The 22,590-nt window shown below is 59.9% G+C and carries 20 protein-coding genes; 16 read left to right on the top strand and 4 right to left on the bottom strand.

What is annotated here, in order from left to right; translation table 11 throughout:
- Position 1: 1 nt before the first annotated feature.
- The 5 genes from BM074_RS10755 to BM074_RS10735 all read left to right on the top strand — a co-directional run bounded on the left by BM074_RS10755 (position 2) and on the right by BM074_RS10735 (position 4,117).
- Positions 2-337 carry an XdhC family protein gene (locus BM074_RS10755; protein ID WP_175498985.1) on the top strand — a complete coding sequence of 112 codons (336 nt, stop codon included), beginning with the start codon at positions 2-4 and terminating at the stop codon, positions 335-337.
- A 2-nt stretch (positions 338-339) separates the two neighbouring features.
- Complete coding sequence (locus tag BM074_RS10750) at positions 340-1,053, top strand: XdhC family protein (protein WP_091921890.1); 714 nt, start codon at positions 340-342, stop codon at positions 1,051-1,053.
- Positions 1,050-2,669: an NTP transferase domain-containing protein gene (locus tag BM074_RS10745; RefSeq protein WP_091921888.1), complete on the top strand. Its 1,620-nt coding sequence runs from the start codon at positions 1,050-1,052 to the stop codon at positions 2,667-2,669. The genes BM074_RS10750 and BM074_RS10745 overlap by 4 nt, the downstream gene beginning before the upstream one ends.
- A gap of 11 nt (positions 2,670-2,680) precedes the next feature.
- Positions 2,681-3,553 carry an alpha/beta hydrolase gene (locus tag BM074_RS10740; RefSeq protein ID WP_244532841.1) on the top strand — a complete coding sequence of 291 codons (873 nt, stop codon included), beginning with the start codon at positions 2,681-2,683 and terminating at the stop codon, positions 3,551-3,553.
- 120 nt (positions 3,554-3,673) lie between these two features.
- Entirely contained in the window at positions 3,674-4,117 is a 444-nt protein-coding gene (locus BM074_RS10735) for a hypothetical protein (RefSeq protein WP_091921884.1), read from the top strand.
- A gap of 54 nt (positions 4,118-4,171) precedes the next feature.
- Here BM074_RS10735 and BM074_RS10730 read toward each other — a convergent pair whose 3' ends face one another.
- Positions 4,172-5,074 carry a diacylglycerol/lipid kinase family protein gene (locus BM074_RS10730; RefSeq protein WP_091921882.1) on the bottom strand — a complete coding sequence of 301 codons (903 nt, stop codon included), beginning with the start codon at positions 5,072-5,074 and terminating at the stop codon, positions 4,172-4,174.
- 128 nt (positions 5,075-5,202) lie between these two features.
- The gene (locus BM074_RS10725; RefSeq protein ID WP_091922426.1) at positions 5,203-6,468 is read right to left on the bottom strand and encodes a glucoamylase family protein; all 1,266 of its coding nucleotides are present in this window, start codon (positions 6,466-6,468) and stop codon (positions 5,203-5,205) included.
- A 136-nt stretch (positions 6,469-6,604) separates the two neighbouring features.
- On the opposite strand from BM074_RS10725, the gene BM074_RS10720 reads away from it, so the two are divergent.
- The 4 genes from BM074_RS10720 to BM074_RS10705 all read left to right on the top strand — a co-directional run bounded on the left by BM074_RS10720 (position 6,605) and on the right by BM074_RS10705 (position 12,239).
- Positions 6,605-7,300 carry a fumarylacetoacetate hydrolase family protein gene (locus BM074_RS10720; RefSeq protein ID WP_091921880.1) on the top strand — a complete coding sequence of 232 codons (696 nt, stop codon included), beginning with the start codon at positions 6,605-6,607 and terminating at the stop codon, positions 7,298-7,300.
- 263 nt (positions 7,301-7,563) lie between these two features.
- Positions 7,564-8,043: a hypothetical protein gene (locus BM074_RS10715; RefSeq protein WP_091921878.1), complete on the top strand. Its 480-nt coding sequence runs from the start codon at positions 7,564-7,566 to the stop codon at positions 8,041-8,043.
- Positions 8,044-8,229: 186 nt separating this feature from the next.
- The gene (gene mprF / locus BM074_RS10710; RefSeq protein WP_091921877.1) at positions 8,230-10,860 is read left to right on the top strand and encodes a bifunctional lysylphosphatidylglycerol flippase/synthetase MprF; all 2,631 of its coding nucleotides are present in this window, start codon (positions 8,230-8,232) and stop codon (positions 10,858-10,860) included.
- A gap of 5 nt (positions 10,861-10,865) precedes the next feature.
- Positions 10,866-12,239 carry a virulence factor family protein gene (locus BM074_RS10705; protein ID WP_228018170.1) on the top strand — a complete coding sequence of 458 codons (1,374 nt, stop codon included), beginning with the start codon at positions 10,866-10,868 and terminating at the stop codon, positions 12,237-12,239.
- A gap of 14 nt (positions 12,240-12,253) precedes the next feature.
- On the opposite strand, the gene BM074_RS10700 is transcribed toward BM074_RS10705, so the two are convergent.
- The gene (locus BM074_RS10700; RefSeq protein ID WP_091922425.1) at positions 12,254-13,255 is read right to left on the bottom strand and encodes a bile acid:sodium symporter family protein; all 1,002 of its coding nucleotides are present in this window, start codon (positions 13,253-13,255) and stop codon (positions 12,254-12,256) included.
- A gap of 217 nt (positions 13,256-13,472) precedes the next feature.
- Between BM074_RS10700 and BM074_RS10695 the strand changes: the two genes are divergently transcribed.
- The 4 genes from BM074_RS10695 (at position 13,473) to BM074_RS10680 (ending at position 17,818) form a co-directional block, all read left to right on the top strand.
- Positions 13,473-14,489: an iron ABC transporter substrate-binding protein gene (locus BM074_RS10695; RefSeq protein ID WP_091921873.1), complete on the top strand. Its 1,017-nt coding sequence runs from the start codon at positions 13,473-13,475 to the stop codon at positions 14,487-14,489.
- A 202-nt stretch (positions 14,490-14,691) separates the two neighbouring features.
- Entirely contained in the window at positions 14,692-16,197 is a 1,506-nt protein-coding gene (locus BM074_RS10690; RefSeq protein WP_244532840.1) for an ABC transporter permease, read from the top strand.
- A complete protein-coding gene (locus BM074_RS10685) occupies positions 16,194-17,225 on the top strand; it encodes an ABC transporter ATP-binding protein (protein ID WP_091921871.1) in 1,032 nt (343 codons plus the stop codon). The genes BM074_RS10690 and BM074_RS10685 overlap by 4 nt, the downstream gene beginning before the upstream one ends.
- Before the next feature lie 20 nt (positions 17,226-17,245).
- The gene (locus BM074_RS10680) at positions 17,246-17,818 is read left to right on the top strand and encodes a DUF1349 domain-containing protein (protein ID WP_091921870.1); all 573 of its coding nucleotides are present in this window, start codon (positions 17,246-17,248) and stop codon (positions 17,816-17,818) included.
- Between the two features lie 27 nt (positions 17,819-17,845).
- Here the strand turns inward: BM074_RS10680 and BM074_RS10675 are convergent, their stop codons facing one another.
- Complete coding sequence (locus tag BM074_RS10675) at positions 17,846-18,550, bottom strand: GntR family transcriptional regulator (RefSeq protein ID WP_175498983.1); 705 nt, start codon at positions 18,548-18,550, stop codon at positions 17,846-17,848.
- A gap of 93 nt (positions 18,551-18,643) precedes the next feature.
- Here BM074_RS10675 and BM074_RS10670 point away from each other — a divergent pair, with 93 nt between their 5' ends.
- From BM074_RS10670 to BM074_RS10660, 3 genes are read left to right on the top strand one after another with little or no spacing between them, the layout of a single operon-like run.
- On the top strand, positions 18,644-20,218 hold the full coding sequence (locus BM074_RS10670; protein WP_175498981.1) for a sugar ABC transporter ATP-binding protein: 1,575 nt from the start codon (positions 18,644-18,646) through the stop codon (positions 20,216-20,218).
- A gap of 38 nt (positions 20,219-20,256) precedes the next feature.
- Positions 20,257-21,531 (top strand): ABC transporter permease, encoded by a 1,275-nt coding sequence (locus BM074_RS10665; protein WP_091922423.1) that lies wholly within the window; start codon positions 20,257-20,259, stop codon positions 21,529-21,531.
- A 28-nt stretch (positions 21,532-21,559) separates the two neighbouring features.
- Positions 21,560-22,525 (top strand): substrate-binding domain-containing protein, encoded by a 966-nt coding sequence (locus BM074_RS10660; RefSeq protein ID WP_091921865.1) that lies wholly within the window; start codon positions 21,560-21,562, stop codon positions 22,523-22,525.
- The last annotated feature ends 65 nt before the right edge of the window (positions 22,526-22,590 follow it).

Genomic DNA, 22,590 nt, shown 5'->3' with positions numbered 1-22,590 from the left:
GATGATGCTGGAATCCAATCAACAAACACTTGATCCGCTGATGACGGCGCAGGATTGGATGTCCGATGGCCGTGATGTCGCCATCGCGACTGTCATCGAAACGTGGGGGTCGGCGCCAAGGCCGGTCGGCAGCCATCTCGTCATCGATCGCTCCGGCAATTTCGAAGGTTCGGTATCGGGCGGCTGCGTCGAAGGCGCGGTTATCGCTGAGGCCATGGAGGTGATCGAGAGCGGCCAGCCGCGCATGCTCGAGTTCGGGGTTGCCGATGAAACGGCATGGCAGGTCGGGCTTTCCTGTGGCGGACGCATCAGGGTTTATGTGGAGCGGCTGGGCTGATCGTGGATCCCTTTTGCCTCAAGAAACTCAACGAAGAGCGACGCGCACGCCGCGCCGCGATCCTCCTGACTGATATTGGGGATGGCCGGGACCGGGTGATCCGTCAGGGCGATCCTGTTGCCGGTGCGCTGGGCCACGCGGTTCGAACTGCATTCCTGTCGGGCCGGTCCGGAATTGCCGATGTGGATGGCCGGACCTTTTTTCTGAATGTGCATCTGCCGCCGCCACGCCTCGTTGTCATCGGAGCGGTCCACATCAGCCAGGCATTGGCGCCCATGGCGAAGGTTGCCGGCTATGACACGGAAATCATCGATCCGCGCACGGCCTTTGCGACACAGGAGCGCTTTCCGGATGTCGTGCTTCACGCCGAATGGCCGCAAGACGTGCTGAAAGCCCGCCCGCTCGACCCCTATACGGGCGTGGCCGCAGTGACACATGACCCGAAGATCGACGATCCGGCGCTCGCGGCTGCACTGACGTCCGGCTGTTTCTACGTCGGCGCGCTCGGCAGCCGTAAAACACATGCAAAGCGGGTGGAGCGGCTCAAGCTTCTGGGGCTTGCTGACGAACAGATCAGCCGGATCAGCGCGCCAATAGGACTTGATATCGGGGCCGCCAGTCCCGCGGAGATCGCCGTCGCGATTATCGCCGAGGTCGTCACGACATTCCGTGCGCGCGAACTGCAGCCATTGCAGCAATTGGACCGAACCGCATGATATTCGGTGAAATGCCACTCGACGGTGCGTTCGGCGCGATACTCGCCCATTCGACCCATGCGGGCGGGCTCAAGCTGAAAAAGGGGCATGTGCTTACAGCCGCGGATATCACGGGGCTACGGGCAGCAGGCGTCAGGCACGTCATTGCAGCGCGGCTGGAAAGCGGCGATCTCGAAGAGAATGCCGCCGCCGAAAAAATCACCAAATCGCTTGATGTATTCAATGTCCGGCTGGGGACCGCAACGACGGGCCGCGTCAACTGCTACGCCGAAAAAGCCGGGCTTTTTGCCGTCGATGCCGATCTTGTCAGTGCCATCAATGCGGTTGATCCGGCCGCAACAATTGCAACCTTGAAACCATTCGAGCGCGTTGAACTCGGCCAGATGGTTGCGACGATCAAGATCATTCCATTTGCAGTTCCGGGGCAAGTCATTGACCGCATCTCAATGCTGGCGCGCGGGCGCGGGGCGATTGGCGTCCATGCCTTTACCGGCGCGCGCGTCGGCCTGGCCCAGACGACCCTGCCATCGGTGAAGACGAGCGTTCTCGACAAAACCCGCCGCGTCATCGATGCGCGCATAGCCGGAAATCATGGTGAACTGACTGCCGAGCGGCGGACCACCCATTCCGAAAGCGCGCTTGCGGAGGCCATTCGCGAATTGCATCGATCGAACGACATCGTCATTGCATTCGGCGCGTCTGCAGTGGTCGATGCCGGCGATGTCGTGCCGGCGGCCATCAGGCAGGCCGGGGGCGTGGTGCATCATGTCGGTATGCCGGTCGACCCAGGCAATCTTCTGGTGCTTGGCGAACTCAGCGGCAAGCCGGTCATCGGTGCGCCGGGCTGTGCGCGCAGTCCAAAGGAAAATGGCTTCGACTGGGTGCTCGAGCGCCTCATGGCAAATGTGCCCGTCACGAAGGAAGATGTCATCGGCATGGGCGTAGGGGGCTTGCTTATGGAGATAACATCTCGGCCGCAGCCGCGCGATCCACGACCATCCGCGTCGCGCGCCGATGTGGCGATCGCGGTGCTTGCGGCGGGACAGTCGACACGCATGAACGGATCAAACAAGCTGCTCGCGACTTTCGCCGGCATGCCTTTGATCCGGCGCTCGACCCTGACTGCGATCGAAGCGGGCGGACGTCCGGTCATTGCCGTTCTCGGCCATATGGCCGAGCAATGTAGCGCGGCGCTCGAGGGCCTGAATGTCGTCATCGCGCTCAACAAGGATTACGCGAGCGGCCTTGCATCCTCGCTGCAAACCGCGATCCGGCATGTGCCCGCTTCGGCGGACGGTGTCCTGATGTTGCTTGCCGACATGCCGGCGCTTTCGAGCGAGCACGTTGAGACGATGATCAGGCGTTTCAGCGAGGCAGGGGGTCAGTCGATCGTGCGGGCGACCTTTGACGGTAAGCGCGGCAACCCCGTGCTTTTGCCACGCCAATTATTTGACGAAGTCTTCACGCTTGCCGGTGATGTCGGTGCCCGTCATCTGATCGAGCGGGGCGATTTTCCGCTGATCGATGTTGAACTTGGCGAGGCAGCGGCTATTGATGTCGACACGCCGGACATGCTCAATCGCGCCGGCGGCACGATCGCCCTGCCGAACCCTTAGGACTAACATTGCTGAAACCCATCCTCTTCGCCGCGTTCGCTCTGCTGTGCCTCACCGCGCCCGTTTCCGCCGTGCAGCTCGATCCGTACAAGGACGATCTGTTTGCCTATCCCGGTCTTCTCAAAAGCGCGGATGGCGGCGACTATGTGGTTGTGGATTATAATGAACTGCGGGATATCAATGGCCGCGACACGGTGCCGGAACGGCGGGTCAAGCCGAACTATGTGTCCTTGCAGCCGAAACGCTCGCAAAAGGATCTGGTGGTCACGACCGACAGCGGGTCGGTCAAGGTCATGGCAGTCGGCAATCTCGACAGCCCGGCCATCATCACGATCTACCTGCACGGGCAAGGCGGAAATCGGCAGCAGGGGATGAACGATTTCACGTTCGGCGGCAATTTCAATCGGCTGAAGAACCTCATGGAGCGGAACAACGGTCTATACCTCACGCCGGATTTCACCGATTTCGGCGAAAAGGGTGCAGCGCAGGTCGCTGGCTTGATTGCGCATTTCAAGGCGCAGTCGCCGCAAGCAAAACTGTTCGTCGCCTGCGGATCGATGGGCGGAATGTTATGCTGGCGGCTCGCGAACGATCCAAAGGCGGCAAAGGATATTTCCGGTTTGCTGATCCTCGGATCGCTTTGGGACGATCACTTCATCGGCTCTGCTTCGTTCAAGCGCCGCATACCAGTGTTCTTCGGCCACGGTAGCCGAGACCCTGTCTTTGCCATCGACAAGCAGGAAGCGTTCTACCAGCAGATCCGGGCTTCCGCCAAAGGCTATCCCGTGCGCTTTACCCGGTTTGAAAGCGGCAACCACGGCACGCCTATCCGAATGACGGACTGGCGCGGCGCGTTAAACTGGATGCTGTCGGTCGCACCCTGAGTGTCCTGGTGTTGTGGCAATAAAGTCCCATTGTGGCAGTTGTGCCACTAGACAAATGGCGAAAAGCGAATAGTTTCCGGCCTATATCCAATACTGCGATGAGACTTTGCGGAGAGACCCATGCGCCTGCCTGAAATACTGAGCCGAATTGCCCCTTTGGCGGTTCTTATTCCCCTGGCAGCATGCTCCACGACCGGCCAGCCTCCACTGGTTCCGATGATCCCCACTTTCGCGCCGGTTCGCCCGCCGGTGGATTCAGCACTGGCAGAACCCTGCATCCAGGCGGCGGCAGTCAAATACTTCCTCTCCGAAAGCAACATCAAGGCCGTTGAAGCGGAATCGATGGGCGGTGGCGTAAGCCAGGTGCGCCTCAAAGCGGATATTCGCGATGCCATGTGCACCGTAACCGACAAGGGCAAGGTCCGCTCGATCGTCGACACCATGCCGAAGAGCGCCGACCAGGCTGCAGCCGACGAGGCTGCGGCACGCAAGGCCACGAACCCGGCCCCAGCGGCAGCGCCCGCTGCGATGCCGGCAAAAAAGAACAAGAATACCAGCAGCTAAGCGGTCTTTCCCTTATAATTTCAGCAGCGCGGCCATCGCCGCGCTGTTTTCATTTCAGGGAAGCTTTGGCGCAAGCACTTTGAGTTCGCCGGCGCGAACGGCAATCTTGACGTCGCGTGGCAGCGGGATCAGCTCGCCATCGATCGTGGCCTTGGCGCCGCGCCGCAGGTGCGGGAAGTGCAGCTCGACCTTTCGGGCCACAACTTCATCGACATCCGGGTTGCTGCGCCACGAGCCGGTGAGCACCGTGAAGGCCAGCTTGAGAAGGGCGGCCGGCGTCAATTTTCCAGCAATATAAACGCCGAGTTCGCCACGGTTGACGACTTCGGGAACCGGCAGGACACCGTGGCCATAGGCATTGTTGGCGACCGAAATGGCAGAAACGGTTCGCTCGATGGTGGTTCCGTCGACGACCATGCGAACGAGAAATTTGGGCGGGCGGCCCATGGCTTTGGCAAAGGCACGCATGCTGGCGAGCCGCTTGCCCCAACGCGAGCGATATTCCAGCGTGTTGCGAACCTGAATCATCTGCGGCTGGAAGCCGATCGAGAACTGATGGACGAAACTCTCGTCATTGGCCGTGGAAATATCAACAGCTTCGATCGATCCGGTCGCGAGACTTTCAAGCGCAGCGCTGAGGTCGAGCGGGATCTTCAGCGCCCGGGCGAAAAGGTTCATCGTGCCGGCTGGCAGGACGGCGAGGGGTATTTGCGACTTCCATGCGAAATCCGCGGCCGCGGAGATCGTACCGTCACCGCCGCCGGCCATGAGCACGTGGTCGCCCGGCTCGGCGCAGACGCGTTCAAGCGCTTTGATTAGCTTCTTGCCCGGGATGATCTCGCTTTCGAACGTATGTCCATGGCTTTCGAAGATGGACTTTGCCGTCGCTGCGAACGCTTCCATGTCCATCGTGCGAAAGGTGCCGCCATCGCGGTTGAAAACGGCATGGACTTTCATGTCTGATCCTTGTTCAGAGGGAAGCGCGGCGAGGTGAGCGGAAGATGGTCAATTGCCCCACTAAAAACAATCCCTCAGGTGTGTTTTCGTTCCTCGACTTTCGTAGCGCATTAAGGGCCATAACGGGCCTACACCTGTGACACGTGCGGGCTGACAAACCCAAGCTTGCACAGCCCATCCCTGATTTCCGGCGCGCTCATGAAGAGTTCCCAAAGCAGCCCGCTGCGGTGGTTCTCGATCATGGCGACGATCGGCCCCTGATTGATCGCAAGATAAGTGCGGGCATACCAGTTGCGCGCCGGTGCAAAGGCATCGACGAACCCGAAACGTCCGGCAATCCGGCTTTGCGGCAAAGTCATGAAATGGCGCAGCGCCCGCATCGACTCGTAGGGCGTGTAGGGGAGGCTGCTTAGGGCCGCTGTCGGTGCAATCAGACCTCTGTCGGAAGCCGGTGAACTGACGGCGTAACCCTTGGGCGCGTGGCTCGCGGTTAGCCCCCAACAATCGTCGGATTGGGTTTTTTCCACGCTGTGCAGATAGTTGATACGCGTGTGATTGCAGTTCTGTTCCCAGTAGTCGGCGTAGCGATCCTTGAGACCGCGCGGGTCGAGGCCGCAGAAGGAGTAATGGGCAAAGAATAGGGGGCCGCCATAGTCCGGACCCAGCGGCAGCGTTACTCCATAGTACTCGCGCCCGTTGGCGATTGCGCCATTGCCAGCAAAGCCCTCGTGGTAAATCCGGGGTTCGATCGCGTAGTCGGGGGAGGCGGCGGCGAGAACATAGGTAATCAGCGCTTCGTTCCAGCCGCGGATCGGCACATTGCGCGCCCAGCCATGTTTCGGGCTGTGATGCCAGTAAAGCGCATTCGTTCCGGGCTTTACGTGCGCTCTCCAGTTGACCGCGCGCCAGAGACGATCGATCCGGGCCCTCAGGTCGAAGCTCCCCGCATGTTGCGAGGCGAGATACTGGCGGACGCAAATAAGCCCCTGAAACAGCAAGGATGTCTCGACGAGATCGCCGCCGTCGTCGAGGCGCGAGAAGGGGACGGTGGAGCCGTCGCGGCCGTTGATGAAATGCGGATAGACGCCCTGGTAGCGCGTCGCTTGCTCGAGGGTCGATACCATCGCATCGAAACGGGCAAATGCATCCCGGCGTTTGATCCACCCGCTTTCGAGAGCGACAATGATCGCCATGAATGCAAAGCCAGAGCCGCTTATCGAGACGAGGTCATTGTTCGGATCGGCCGTCCGGCCAGACCTGTCGCGGGCAAGGCCGCTATGGGGATGCGCGCCATCCCAGAAATAGCCGAAGCTGGCGCGCTGCACCCGCTCAAGCAGTGCTTCATCGCTGTCCTCGCCATGAAACGCTGGGGCCGAGTCAAATCGAAGATGCATGGGAGGCGCAATATCCTTGCCAAGGGCATTATGCCGCTGCATATGCCGGGTTGCATCAGGCGGGCGTCTCGACTCTATAGTACGCATGGCGCTGAGTGAGAAGGCGCAACCGGTAAAACCCGAAAGAGGCAAATAGATGTTTGAAGCCCGTTTTGTTTTTGACCCGCTTCCGCAACCGGCATTGCCCGTGGCCGGTCTGGACAAGCTTTTCCCGGTTCACCGGATATACTGTGTCGGACGCAACTATGCTGACCACGCCATCGAAATGGGACATGACCCGAGCCGCGAGCCGCCATTCTTCTTCCAGAAGAACCCTGATAGTGTCCTGACCGAGGGGCGCGATTTTCCGTATCCCACAGCGACCAACGATGTTCACTTCGAAATGGAGCTCGTTGTGGCGCTTGCCAAGGGCGGCTCCGACATCAGCGTCGAATATGCGCTGGATCATGTGTACGGCTATGCCGTCGGGCTCGACATGACGCGGCGTGACTTGCAAGGCGAGGCCAAGAAGCTCGGCCGCCCCTGGGAGGTCGGAAAGGCGTTCGAGGCATCGGCGCCATGCTCGCCGATTGTGCCGGCGACGGCGATCGGCCACCCGGTCGCCGGAGCCATTTGGTTGAAGGTCAACGGGACCGAACGCCAGCGCGGCGACCTCGACCAGATGATCTGGAAGGTTCCGGAGACGATTTCTTACCTCTCGACACTATTTACGCTGCAGCCGGGCGACCTGATCTTTACCGGCACGCCCTCCGGTGTCGGCGCCGTGCAACGCGGCGATGAGATGCATGGTGGCGTTGATGGAATCGGTGAAATTCAGGTTCGGGTCGTCTAGGACGGCCTGCAACCCAACACAATTTTGCCAGCGAACCGAACTTGTTTCTTCCGAGATCGATGGCGACGGCGAAAATAATTTTTTGCGCAATGTGGCGGGCCGTTGCGGGGATTTCCACGCTATTGGCGCAGCTTAGGCAAATATGTGCCGGCTAAGCGAAATCCCCTCGCATTTCCGTGAGGAGTCGCGGCCTTGTGTTTGAAAATAAATGAGGTATTTGAGATCCATCTTCTTCTATTTCGTATCTCAGAGCACCGATTTTGATGGAACACCGCATTCTGTTTGGCTCCTATCCCATCCCGCGATTCGGCGGGATCGCCAGCCACAACTTTGTGGTCTGGACAGATGAGGCCGGGCGTCCGTTGTTTGAAATCAACGGTGGCGCCGCAAATCCGGATGGAAGTTTCAACTATTGCGCGATTGGCGGCGCGCTGACTGCTGTCGTCACCGACTATGCCAAGCGCGATCTCGTCTATTTCCCGGAATTTTACGTGCGGCCCACTTCGCGCACGACGATGATGCTGGAGGGCAGCTACGCGACGATTGCTGCGCGCTGGCGGGCGGCACTCGATGTAGCCGAGCGTATCCGGCAATTGGATCTGCGCTACTCTTTCCTGATCCAAAACAGCAACTCGGTAGCAACCGCCATTGCCAAGGGAATGGGTCTCAACCCGCCGCGAAAGGCCGTCGGCCGCGTGCGTGCGCCGGGGAGCCATCGGCAACTATTGCTCGACGCGGCATGATCCAAGATTGATCTCCCAGTAAGACTGTAATAACTGATCGCATATCGTCATCCGGGCCACCGGAAGATGAAAGATTATTTAGCCTTTATTCTGGGCTCAATCCCGCCATTATTGCAGGGCTAATGCGCCAACCTTGAAACGGTGCAATTCGCTTCCTTCAGATCCATTCTGATTTTGGAATAACCCATGACGACGGCTGTGGCAGACCACGAAAAGCAGATGCAAAGGCTGGAAGCCCGCGCGAAGTCTCGCCTTCCCTGGTGGGGCAAGAAGGCCAGATCGGCGATGTTCGCCGCGCTGGGCATTGGCGTGGCCATCGTTAGCCTGCTCGTCCTCGCCCATTTTTCCAGCGAGATTTCGCTGCATGACGTGAAGCGGTCGCTGCATGCCATTCCGACAAGCACGCTACTGGTCGCGCTTGTTTTCACGATCGTCAGCTTTGCCGCCGTTGCACTTTACGACGTTGTTGCAGTTGAGACGATTGCGCCGAAACGCGTTCCGTATCACATTTCCGCCATGGCCGGCGGCGCCGGTTACGCCATTTCCAACGCACTCGGATTCTCGCTTCTGACCGGCGGAGCGTTGCGCTACAGGGTCTATGCCGCCGAGGGGATCGATATCGCCGATATCGGTCGCATCATCGGCACGTCGTGGCTGGCGATCTGGTTCGCATTCACGATTCTCATCGCCGTTGCCCTCGTTATCGACCCGACACGCATTCCCTGGGTGGTCTCGTTCGGCCCCATCGTCGATCAGGTGATTGGCACGGGAACTCTTATTGCCGTCGCGGTGCTCCTCTATTGGCTTTCGCGCCGCGAGCGTACGCTGCGGATCGGCCGCATGTCGGTGCGCCTCCCGTCGTCGCAGGGCGCGCTGCTGCAGATCATCGCCGGGCTTGTCGATGTCGCCGCCGCTGCTGCAACGCTCTACGTTCTCCTGCCTGCGGGCTCGGTTGGAAGCATTCCGGCCTTCGCGCTCGTATACGTGGTCGCAGTCGCGCTCGGCATCGTCAGCCATGCACCAGGCGGTATCGGCGCTTTCGAAGCGACGATTATTGCCGGCCTTGGCCTTGGCCAGAATCCCGACGCTATCGCCGCGCTGGTCGCCTACCGCCTGATTTATACGCTTATCCCTTTTCTGATCGCGATCGCCGGTTTCGTCGTTTCCGAGATTTTGCGCAAACGCCATCTGCTCGCCGCGCCGACGATGATGGCTGCGCGAATGTTCGAGCCGCTGATACCGCCGCTTTCAGCCGGCATCGCGTTCCTTGGCGGCATCGTTCTCCTGATTTCGGCCGTGATTCCGGGCCTGCACTCGCGCCTCGAAGTGCTGGCAGACATCCTGCCCATGCCGTTTCTCGAAATGTCGCATCTTGGCGCGAGCTTCGTTGGCCTCGCGCTGCTCATCGTTGCTCGCGGCCTGGCCCGGCGGCTCTGGCGCGCCTGGTTTCTCGCCCTCATTCTGTTCAGCCTTGGCGCGATCTTCGCGCTTACAAAGAGTCTCGCTTGGGAAGAAGCGCTCATATTGACCTTGATGGCGGGAACGCTGCTCCTGTTCCGCGATTCCTTCTATCGCAGGCCGCTCAATGAACGCTTCACGCTCACATGGGGTTGGCTCGCCAGCATCGGGACCACGGCCTTTGCGGTGATCTGGCTCGGATTCTTTGCCTATCACCATGTCGAATATGCCAACGAGCTCTGGTGGGAGTTCGCCTGGGATGCTCAGGCCTCGCGGTTCTTGCGGGCGACGGTGCTGGTCCTCACCATTCTTGCGGCCGTCACGATCAACACGGTCATCAATGGCGTCGGCCGCAGCAAGCTCAAGGCCCAGCCCATTCCCGATCAGGTGCCCGAGGTCGTCGCCACATCGCCGCGTGCCTCCGATGCGCTGGCACTGCTCGGTGACAAGCGGTTCCTGATGGATCCGCAGGGCAGGGGTTTTGTCATGTATGCCCGCTCTGGCGGCAGCCTCGTCTCGATGGGCGAGCCCGTGGGCAACGACGGGACCGTCATATCGGATCTCGCCTGGGCGTTCCGCGGTCTTGCCGACCGAACGGGATCGCGCACGGTGTTCTATGGCGTAGGTCCTGAAAGGCTGCCACTTTTCCTCGATATGGGCCTGACGGCGCTGAAGCTTGGCGAAGTTGCACGCGTAGACCTGACCGACTTTTCGCTTGAGGGCTCGAAGCGGCAGCCGCTGCGCTACGCGGCGCGCCGCCTCGAAAAAGAAGGCATAACATTCGACGTCATTGCGAGGGACAATACGCCGGACATCATGGACGAGCTGCGCGAGGTCTCGGACGCTTGGCTCGAGATGAAATCCGGTTCGGAGAAGCGGTTTTCGCTTGGATCGTTCGAAAACGCCTATCTTGCCAATTTCGATGTTGGTGTCCTGCGCAAGGAGGGCAAGATCGTCGCATTCGCCAATATGTGGCGCGGCGCCAACAAGGAAGAAATTGCCGTCGACCTGATGCGCCACGTACCGGATGCGTCCAGCGTCGTCATGGATGGGCTCTTTGCCAATCTGCTGATGGCGGCAAAGAACGAGGGCTATCATTGGTTCAATCTTGGCGCGGCGCCATTGTCGGGCTTATCCGACAGCCATCTTGCCTCGCGATGGAACCGAATCGGCTCCTTTATCTACCGGCGCGGCGCCGAGTTTTATCGATTTGACGGATTGCGCGCTTTCAAGGATAAGTTCGGCCCGAAATGGACACCCTACTACCTGATTTGCCCACCGGGCCTCGCGACGCCCCGCTCGCTCATTGATGCGACGAATCTGGTGAGCGGCAGCCCCTTTGAGGTCTTTAAACGATGAAATTCATGCGCAGGCGCACCCTGCTCGTCATTCTTGCATTGCTGATCGTCAGTATCGGTCTTTCTGCAGCACTTCACTACCTTCCGCGGTTCGGGTTTGGCGGCGGAGGCAAGCGCATTCTTGTTTCGTCCGAACGGCTCACGGACGTGCCGTTGCTGCAGCCGGATGGCAAGCCGTCGGGTATCGCTATCGTCGTTTCGCAAAAAGGTGGCTTGGCTGCCGACGACGAAGCGCTGAGCAAGCTCCTGCTCGACCGCAACTTTCTGGTCTTGACCGTCGATCTTGAGAAGTGGCGCAAGGAACTCGATCAGGATACCGGCGATTGCACTTATTTCGTCTCCGACCTCGAAGGCATTGCCAAGGAGGCGCAGCGCATGATCGCTGTCGATACCTATATGCATCCGGTGATCGTTGGCATCGGCGAGGGTGCCGTGATGGCCTATGCCTCGGTGGCCGATACGCCGGCGGCAACCCTGGCGGGCGCGGTCCTTGTCGATCCCTCGGTCGGACTCAAGACCAAGCTTCCGTCGTGCGAGGGCGCCGATTATGAGGCCGTGGGCAATGACGGCTTCAGCTACTCCTACGATGCCGATCTGCCCAATCCGGCAACGATCGTGCGCGAGAAGCCGGATGCCGACCCCAAGGGCCCACCCAGCACCGGCTTTTTCCTTGCGCAGGAAAAGCTCGGCGCAACGCGTCCCGAGCGGCTGCAGATCGCTGCGGACGCGGCGGTCGAAATCGCCAAGGAAGATGCTTCGGCTGAGTCGCTGCCGATCATCGACGTGCCGGCAACAAACGGCGATCCTAAATATCTCGCCGTCTTCTTCTCGGGCGATGGCGGCTGGCGCGATATCGACAAGTCGGTCGGCGACATCATTGCCAAGGAGGGCGTTCATGTCGTTGGCGTCGATTCGCTTCGCTATTTCTGGACGCTGCGCAAGCCCGAGGACATCGCCAAGGATATCGGCCGGATCGTCGCGAAAGCCGATCCATCCGGCAAGCTGCCGGTGGTTCTCCTCGGCTATTCATTTGGCGCCAACACCATCCCCTTCTCATGGCCATCCATGCCCCAGCAATTGCAGGACCGGGTGCGGATGATCGGCCTGATCGGCACGGAAGAGACGACGCCGTTTCAGGTGTCGGTCGGCGCATGGCTCGGGCTCGGCGGCGACAACGAGGTTGCGCCCGCGGTTGCCAAGCTGCCGCTCGACAAGGTTTTATGCGTTTACGGTTCCGAGGAAGACGATACGGCGTGCAACGATCCATCGCTTGCCTCAGTCGAGAAAATCGAACTTCAGGGCGACCACCACTATGACGAGAAGTACGACATGCTGGCCGCAAAGCTGATGCAGGCGATCGCGGCGCGCCAGCCCAAATAGTCTTGGATTTTCCGTCAGGTCTGCGCGGCGGGATGTGCTTCCTTCGCGCGGGCCCGCTTTCCGGCATCCGCATATTTCTGGGCAATGACAGCGCACACCATCAGCTGGATCTGATGAAACAGCATCAGCGGCAAGACTATGCTGCCGATGCTTTGCCCGGCAAAAATGACCGTTGCGATGGGAATGCCGCTGGCAAGGCTCTTCTTCGAGCCGCAGAAAGTTATTGCAATCTCGTCCTCGCGTGAAAATCCGGCCCAGCGGCTGCCGAACATGGTGACCGCAAGGACGATGGCAAGGATTGCAATGTCGAGCAGGATCACGACGGCAAGGTCACGAATCGAGATCGTATGCCACAGGCCCTCGGTCACGGATTCGCTGAACGCCAGGTAGACCACCATCAGGATCGACCCTCGATCGAACGGCATCAGCAGCTTGCGCTGGCTGCGAATGAAATTGCCGATGAATGGCTGGAGGATCTGCCCGAGAACAAAGGGCGCGAGCAATTGCAGGAGAATAGACTGCAGCGCATCAAGCGAAAATCCGCCATGGCCGCCCGCCGTCGAAAAGAGCAGGCCGACCAGAAATGGCGTCAGGAACATGCCGAAAATGTTCGAAGCAGAGGCGGAACAGATGGCTGCGGGCACGTTGCCGCCGGCGATCGAGGTGAATGCGATCGACGATTGCACCGTCGAGGGTAGCACGCACAGGAAAAGAATGCCGGAATAGAGCGCCGGCGGCAGTATCGCTGGCACCAGAATGCCGGCGCAAATACCAAGCAGCGGAAAGAGGACGAAGGTCGCTGCGAGAATCGTCAGGTGCAGTTTCCAGTGCAGGAAGCCGGCAATGACGACATCGCGTGAAAGGCGGGCGCCGTGCAGGAAGAACAGTATGCCTATCGCTATCTTGGTCGCGATGCCGAAATAATCCGCCGCTACGCCGCTGATCGGAAAGAACGAGGCCAGGATCACGGCCCCGACCAGCATCAGCGTGAAATTATCAGGCAAAAAGCGACGCATTGCGACTTCCATTCGTGAATTCAACGCGTCCGTCTAACATACGCAGGCCACTCCCGAAACGATGAGGACAATCATATTTGCACACGCATGAGAATTGAAAATATGAGTCGTTCGCTCACATAAATGTCACTGGTCTAAGTTGACGAGTTTTATCATAATTGTTTATCGAGTGAACGGACATCCGGGGGTCCGGATGCTTTTGACAGGGGAATTTTCCATGAAGAAGTCATTTTCGCAATTTGCCGGTACGCTGATCGTTGCTGCCGGGGTCGCAAGCGCGACCATGGTGGCGTCGGGGCGCGCCGAGGACGGGATCACCGTCTACAATGCCCAGCACGAGAGCCTTACGCAGGCCTGGGCCGATGGATTTACCAAGGAGACCGGCGTCAAGGTTACGATCCGCAACGGCAAGGACATGGAGTTCGCCAACCAGATCGTACAGGAAGGTGCAGCTTCGCCGGCGGATGTTTTCCTGACCGAGAATTCGCCGGCCATGGCGCTCGTCGACAATTCGAAGCTCTTTGCACCGCTCAACGCCGATATCCTCGCGCAGGTCCCGGACAACTACCGGCCGGCCAATGGAAATTGGATCGGCGTTGCTGCCCGTTCCACCGTTTTTGCCTATGACAAGAACAAGCTGACCGAAGACAAGCTGCCGAAATCGATGGTCGATCTTGCCGATGAAAGCTGGAAGGGTCGCTGGGGCGCAGCGCCCGCCGGCGCCGATTTCCAGGCCATTGTCAGCGCCTTGCTTGAACTCAAGGGCGAAAAGGTCACGGAAGACTGGCTCAAGGCCATGAAGGAAAACGCCAAGCCCTATAAGGGCAACAGCATTGCCATGAAGGGTGTCAATGCCGGCGAAGTCGATGGCGCGATTATCTACCACTACTATTATTACGGTGATCAGGCCAAGACCGGCGAAAACAGCAAGAACGTCGCCCTGCACTTCTTCAAGAACGAAGATCCCGGCGCGTTCGTCAGCATTTCCGGTGGCGGTGTTCTCGCATCGAGCAAGAACAAGGATCAGGCGCAGGCCTTCCTGAAGTGGGTCACAGGCAAGGGCGGCCAGGCCGTCTTGCGCGACGGCAATTCGTTCGAATACGCCGTGGGCAAGGATGAGGCATCGAATGCCGCTCTCGTGCCGCTGGCGGACCTGAATGCGCCCAAGGTTGAACCTTCGAAGCTGAACAGCAAGAAGGTGACGGATTTGATGACTGCGGCTGGCTTGCTCTAAACGTCAGTCACGTTCATAAGGCGTCGTCCTGGCACCCCGGCATCAATGTCGGGGTGCTGTTTCATTTCCGTGCGGGCGCGCAGGCGTCTGCGCCATAACGAAGAAAACAATGTCTCCATTGCCGCCAAGCCAGTCAGACCAGCCAGGCGCGTTGTTGCTGCAAGCCCCATTTCCCCTGGTGCGCCGCCGCGGACTGCCACGCATGTGGGTTTTTGCTGCGGCGGCGGCAGTTTCGGCGCTTTCGCTGCTACCGGTCGGGTTTGTCATCTGGATTGCCGTTCAGACCGGTTGGGAAGCCGTATCGGCATTGATTTTTCGGCCGCGCGTCGGCGAATTGTTGATCAATACGCTTCTGCTGCTCGCCTTCACCATTCCAATATCGATCGCTCTGTCGGTGACGCTCGCATGGCTTACCGAGCGGACGGACCTTCCCGGCGCCCGTTTCTGGTCCTGGCTGGCGGTTGCGCCGCTCGCCGTTCCCGCTTTCGTCCACAGCTACGCCTGGGTCAGTCTCGTCCCCGGGCTGCAAGGCCTCTTCGGCGGCGTACTCGTTTCGGTTCTCGCCTATTTTCCGTTCCTCTACCTTCCGGTTTCGGCGCAGATCAGACGCCTTGATCCGGCGATCGAGGATGCTGCGGCCTCGCTTGGCAATGGTCCGTGGCGCGTTTTCTTCTTTGCGGTGCTACCGCAACTGCGCCTTGCGATCTGCGGCGGTTCGCTGCTGATCGGCCTGCATCTTCTTGCCGAGTACGGCCTCTATGTGATGATCCGGTTTGATACCTTCACCACGGCGATCGTCGACCAGTTCCAATCGGCCTTCAACGGTCCCGCCGCGAACATACTGGCCGGCGTGCTGGTCATCTGCTGCTTCGGCCTTCTTGGCCTTGAAGCCCTCGCTCGCGGCAACGAGCGCTATGCCCGCGTCGGCTCCGGCGCAGCCCGCGTCCCCGTCAAGCGGACGCTCGGCTGGATGGCGGTGCCGGGAATGTTGCTTTGCGCGCTGACCGCAGCACTCGCAATCGGCGTTCCGTTCACGACGCTTGGCCGCTGGCTTATCCTTGGCGGCGCCGGCGTCTGGCGTCTCGACCTTATCGGCAACGCTCTTGGGCAAACGATCCTGTTCGCACTCGCGGGTGCAGCCCTGACGACGGCGGTGACCTTGCCGATGGCATGGCTCTCCGTCCGCGCGCCCGGCCGTATCCAGCGTATTCTTGAGTCGTGCCATTACTATGTGGGATCGCTTCCCGGCGTGGTTGTGGCCCTGGCATTGGTCACGATTACGGTCCGCGTCGCCCTGCCGCTCTACCAGACTCTGGCAACGCTGCTCCTCGCTTACGCCCTCCTGTTCCTGCCGCGATCCCTCGTCGGATTGCGCGCCAGCATCGCCCAGGTTCCCGTCGAACTCGAACAGGCGGCGATGGCGCTGGGGCGCACGCCGATCAACGCCGTGGCGCAGATCACCATGCGGCTCGCCGCGCCGGGTTTTGCCGCCAGCATGGCGCTCGTTGCATTGGGCATAACCAATGAACTGACCGCCACGTTGATGCTGTCGCCCAACGGGACGCGCACGCTCGCAACGCAATTCTGGTCCCTGACCAGTGAGATTGACTACGTTGCCGCTGCGCCTTACGCATTGTTGATGGTTCTGTTGTCACTGCCCATGACTTTGCTGCTCTACACACAATCCAAGCGAATGACCGGACAATGACTTTTCTTTCAGTAAAGACCGTCACCAAACGTTATGGGCGTGTCACAGCCCTCGAAAATGTCAGCATCGACGTCGTTGCCGGCAGTCGCACGGCCATCGTTGGACCGTCGGGGTCGGGCAAGACAACGCTGCTGCGCTTGATCGCTGGCTTCGAGGTACCGGATGCGGGCCAGCTTGTGCTGGATGGAGAGTTGCTGGCCGAGGGCAGGGCCGCCACACCCCCGTACAAGCGCAGCATCGGCATTGTCGCGCAGGATGGAGCGCTGTTTCCCCATCTGACGGTTTCGGACAATATCGGTTTCGGGCTGGACCGAAAGGCGCCCCACCGCGATCGGCGCATATTGGCGCTGATGGACATGGTGGAACTCGCGCGGGAAATGGGCGACCGGCGGCCGCACCAACTCTCTGGCGGCCAGCAACAGCGCGTCGCCCTGGCGCGTGCCCTGGCCCGCCAGCCCAAGCTGATGCTGCTCGACGAACCTTTTTCGGCGCTCGACACCGGCTTGCGCGAGGCCATCCGCACGTCCGTTGCCGAGTTGCTGCGGGCGGAGAAGATCACGGCCATTCTGGTTACGCATGATCAGGCGGAGGCGCTGTCATTTGCCGATCAGGTGGCGATTCTGCGCGAAGGGAAATTGCTCCAGTCGGGACCGCCGCGCGACCTCTACATGAAGCCGTCCGATCCCGGCATCGCCTCGTTCTTTGGCGATGCGATCATCCTGCCGGCGGAGATTGATGATGGATGGGCCGAGTGCGAACTCGGTCGCGTCGAGGTATCGAGTTCCTATCGCGGCAAGGGCCGCATCATGCTGCGTCCGGAACAGGTGGTCCTCTCCTTGTCCAACGGCGCGCAACCTTGCCAGGGGACCATTTTGTGGATCGATTTCAACGGTCCGTCCAGCTTGATCGCGCTGTCGCTCGGGAAAGACACAGCGCCGCTGATGGTCAAAAGTGCGCGGCTGGACTTGCCGCCTGTGGGCAGCCATGTTCAGATCAATTTGATCGGTCAGGCGCACGTCTTCGCCTGATCACCCGCGCGGAGAGACGAATGAGCAGGCAATTTACCTGGCTGAATGAACCCGCGGTGCATCGCGGCGATGCCGCAGAACTGCAACTTACCACCGATCTGCAGACCGATTTCTGGCAAGAGACATTCTATGGTTTCAAGCGAGACAACGGTCATGCTTACCTGACACCGGTGGCAGGCGATTTCACCGCGCGGGTCAGGTTCAAGGGCGACTACCGCAAACTTTATGATCAGGCCGGGCTGCTGCTGCGGATTGATCCGGAAAATTGGATCAAGACAGGCATCGAGTTTACGGACGGGCAGATGCATTTCAGCGTCGTCGTCACCAATCGCCAGTCGGACTGGTCGGTCTTTCCATTGCCCTATGCAGGTCCCGACGATGAGGTTGCGGTGCAATTGACCCGGCACGGTTCGGCGGTCCGCGTGCAATTCTGCCTCAACGATGCGCCTTGGCAGATGGCGCGCCTTGCCCCGTTTTCCGATGCCGACGCCTCGGTCGGAATGATGGCCTGTTCGCCGGAGCGGGCAGGATTTACGGCGCGTTTCCGTGGTTTCGAACTTGGTGCTGCCATCGACCGCAAGCTGCACGACTAGAGCCTGTCCTGTTTGAGCAGGACTTTTCTAGCTTTTGAACAATTCCGGTCGCTTGTCGCGCAGATGCAGCAACATGCGGCCCATCTGGGAAATATGTGTTTCCATGGTCTTTGCCGCCCGATCGGCATCCCTGTCGGCAATCGCCGCAATGATTGCCTCGTGTTCGACGAGCGTTTCCGCCATCCGCGCTTCGTAATGGAGAAGCAGACGTCGCACCCGGTCGATCTGGCTGCGCTCACGCGAAGCGATCTCGCGCAGGCCCACCAATCCAGCCGCATCGCTGACCATGTCGTGCAACGCCTCATCGAGTTCATAGAAGTGTTCGAATTCCCGGTGGGCCGCGGCGTGGCGCTGCTGCTCGAGGTTCTGCTGCATCCGCTCAAGCGTTTCCGGCGTCAGCTGCTCCGTTGCCCGGCGTATTGCGGCGGTTTCGAGTGCGACACGGACGAATTGCGCCGTTTCGATTTTCTCGAGCCACAGGCGCGCGACGAACGTGCCGGTCTGCGGATAAATCTCAACCAGTCCTTCATCGGCGAGCCGGTTGATCGCATCACTGACGGGGGTACGGGAGACGCCGAGCTGCGCTGCGATCACTTCCTTGCGGATAGCTTCTCCCGGCGCGAGCTGCGATGAAATGATCGCCTGCCGTAATATCGTATAGACCTGGTCCTTGCGTGTGACGGCGACGACCTTCTGTTGCTTGAAGTCCCTGCTCGCAGAGCGAATCTGCACGGTCGAAACTCCCCCCATTGTTCGCTGAAACCAGTGGTTCCAGCAATTGACTCCCGTGCCAACATCTAACATGTTACATACCAACGGGGAAGAATGTTTTGGGAGGAGCATTTGGACAGCCAGCCTCCAATTGTGTCGCTGCGCGGGATCAGCAAGACCTTCGCTCACGTGGTTGCCCTGCGCCGTATCGACCTCGATATCCATGCTGGAGAAATCCATGCAATCATGGGCGAGAACGGTGCGGGCAAGTCGACACTTGTCAAGATTTTGAGCGGCGTGCATCGGCGCAGCGGCGGACACATGGAAGTTCGCGGCGAGCCGGTCGATTTTGCAACGCCGAAGGAGGCGGAGCGCAACGGCATCGCCATCATCCATCAGGAACTCAACCTCATCCCCACTTTAAGCGTCTCGGAGAACATCTTCCTTGGCCGCGAACCTCTGAAAGCCGGCCTCTTCATCGACTATGCCGAGATTGAAAGACGCAGCGCCGAAATCCTGACGCGCTTCGGTATCGATATCGACCCGCGCGCCGATATCGAGAACCTGCGGGTGGGCGAGCAGCAATTGGTCGAGATAGCACGCGCCCTTTCGCTCAATGCCGATGTGCTGGTGCTGGACGAACCTACATCGGCCCTGTCGGAAGCCGAGGCACAAAGGCTTGCGAGTTTCGTGCGCGATCTTGCCCGGCAAGGCGTCGCCATCGTCTACATTTCGCACCGGATGAGCGAGGTCTTTGCACTTGCCGACAAGATCACGGTCCTGCGCGACGGCAATTTTATCGCAACCCGCCGCTCGGGCGAGATCAGCGAACGCGACGTTATTCGCATGATGGTGGGCCGGGACGTGAAGAAGCAGCTTGCTGCAGCTTCCGTATCGGAGCGGCCGATTGTACTTTCGGTGCGCAATCTCGGGCTCGAAAGACCGAACTCGCGCGGCCGGATACACAGCGTTGTCAATGATGTAGGCTTCGATCTTCACGAGGGCGAGATACTCGGGATAGGCGGGCTCCTGGGCTCGGGCCGTACCGAAGTGCTGGAACTCATTTTCGGCGCTGCCATCGGAAAACGGTCGGGTACGATAGAACGCGGCGGTACCAGGCAGGCGGCGCAGTCGCTAAACCCGCGCCGTTCCGTCGGCAACGGCATCGCCTTCCTGACCGAAGACCGCAAAGGGACGGGTCTGCTGCTTCACGCCGACATCCGCTCCAACGCGGTGCTCCCTTCGCTGCCCTGGCTTGCGCCGCTTGGCTGGATCAGCAAGGCCCGCGAAGACACGGTTGCGGGTCGCATCATCTCGGCCATGCGCGTGCGCTGTCAGGGGCCAGACCAGGGCATCGATGAACTCAGCGGCGGCAACCAGCAGAAGATCGTACTCGGCAAATGGCTGGAGACGCGACCGCGGGTCGTGCTGCTCGACGAGCCGACGCGTGGCATCGACGTCGGCGCGAAGGAGGAGATTTACGATCTTCTCAAAAAACTGGCGGAATCCGGGGTTGCCATCGTGATGGTAAGTTCGGAGCTTCCGGAACTGCTTTCGCTGTCGAATCGCATTCTTGTCATGTGCGAGGGCAGGGCGACAGGCGTCATCGACGCCCAGGAATTTTCAGAAGAACGGGTCATGGAGCTTGCAACGCCGCAGGGCAATGCCCTGACCGGAGCAGCGGCATGACCGATACAGGCGAGCGGGCAATGGCATCATCGAACACCATGGAATGGCTGAAGGGGATCGTAAAGGCGACGAAGCTCTATTGGGGCCTCGCATTGCTGTTTGCAGTCGGCGTTCTGTCCTCGCCCGTCTCATCGAAGGGACACAACATCTTCCTGTCCTTCGGCAACCTTTCCGACGTTTTCCGGCAAATTTCCGTGACCGGCATCACCGCTGTCGGCATGACGCTTGTGATCCTTATCGCCGGTATCGACCTTTCGGTCGGGTCGGTGCTTGCACTGGGCTCCGTGGTCTGCGCGATGCTCCTGACCAATGAGGGCTGGTCTTCCGCCTATCTGCTCGGTGTTCCCGCTGTGTTTCTCCTGGCGTTCCTTGTCGTCCTCGGCGTCGTATCGTTTGCTATCAAGGTGCAGCGGCGCGCAACACAAACCGGAGCGGTTCCCGGACTCTCCAAGATCGCACTGGTTGCTGCCTTGGCCGCCGCGTTTGTCGTCGCCGCCCTGGTCGCGTCCAGTTCCGCAAGCAAGGCCAGCGTCCTGCTTGTTCTGCTTGTCGTGCCCGCTGTTGGCCTGATGCTCGGGGCAATCAACGGTGTCGTGATCGTCGGCGGCAGGCTACAACCCTTCATCGTTACGCTCGCCATGATGGTCGCCGGCCTCGGCATTGCCCGCCTGACTGCTGGCCAGAACACGGCCGTTTGGCCGGTCTATACGGGAAGCAATGCCACCGAGGATTTCGAGGCGCTGCGGGCGCTCATCTTCGGCATCATTCCGGTACCCGGCGTCATTTTTGCGGGCGTCATACTGCTCTTCTGGATCATTCTCAGATTTACGAAGTTCGGCCGCTATGTCTATGCGATCGGCGGCAATGAGGAAGCGGCCCGGCTTGCCGGTGTCCCGGTCTGGCGCGTCAAGATCACCGTCTACGCGATTTCGGGCTATCTTGCAGCGCTGGCAGGCATCCTCTACGTCGCACAATACCGCCAGGGCAAACCCGATGCCGGCATGGGCCTCGAGCTCGATGCGATCGCTGCCGTTGTCATCGGCGGGACCAGCCTCATGGGCGGCCGCGGATCGATGATCGGCACGCTCGTTGGCGTACTCATTTTTGGTTTCCTTAGCAATATCCTCCAGCTCAACAATATCGACAGCAATACCCAGCTCGTCTTGAAGGGCATCATCATCATTGTCGCGGTCCTGCTGCAGGAACGCCGCTCAAGTGGTTGGATGTTCTTCCTTTCTCAGCTCAAGGTGCGCGACGCACCCGAGAGATCCGTGTCCAGCCAGCAGACGGAGACAGGCCGGCACGGCGAATAATACGCATAACCACAAAGGGAGAGAGAGAATGAAGATTACCCGCAGGCAGTTTGCCACCTGGGCCCTCGCGACGGCCCTGATCGCTCCAGTCGCCTTCCACGTATCCCTGGCTGAAGCCAAGGATAAATACGTCATCGGCTTCAGCCAGGTGACCACCGTCGAGCCATGGCGTGTCCAGTTCAACAAGGACCTCGAAGCAGAGGCCAAGAAACACGCCAATGTTGAGCTTCTGGTTGCCGACGGCCAGGACAAGACGGAAAAGCAGGTCGCTGACGTCGAAAACTTCATCCGCCAGGAGGTTGACGCCATCCTGATCTCGCCAAAGGAATCCGCCGGCCTTACCGGCGTCGTCGAAAAAGCGATGGACGCAGGCATTCCCGTCATCGTTCTCGATCGCAACGTCGATACCGAAAAATATACGCAATGGATCGGCGGCGACAATGTTGTGATCGGCGAGGCGGCCGGCAAACATGCCGTGGAACTCCTCGGCGGCAAGGGCAAGGCCAAGGGCACCGTCGTCGAAATCTGGGGCGGGCTGGGCACGCAGGCAAGCCATGATCGCAGCGACGGCTTCCACAAATATACGGATGCGGAACCCGGCATCAAATATTTGCTCGACAAGCAATCGGGCGACTGGAAACAGGATCAGGCCTACAACATCATGGCGACCGCCCTGCGCAACCATGAAGATATTACCATGGTCTACGGCCACAACGACCCAATGGCCTATGGCGCCTACCTTGCCGCCAAGGATGCGGGCCGCGAAAAGAATATCCTTTTCCTCGGAGTCGATGGGTTGCCCAATGAGGGCGTCCAATGGGTGAATAAGGGCGAACTGGCTGCGACATTCCTCTATCCGACGCCGGGTGCTGAAGGACTGCGCCAAGCCTTGAAGGTTCTCGCGGGTGAAAAGGTCGAGAAGAAGATCGTGCTTGGAACGGAAACGATCACCAAGGAAAACGCACCTGCGATCCTCAAGGCGAACGGGCTCTAACGCATTGCCCAAGGCGAGCCGCACTTCCACGTGCGGCTCGAATTTCTCCGACATCTTGTTGTTAT

Origin of the sequence: Phyllobacterium sp. CL33Tsu (genome assembly GCF_900113985.1) — a bacterium.
Taxonomy (GTDB): Bacteria; Pseudomonadota; Alphaproteobacteria; order Rhizobiales; family Rhizobiaceae; genus Phyllobacterium; species Phyllobacterium pellucidum.
This window is presented reverse-complemented; position numbering and strand designations above follow the sequence as displayed.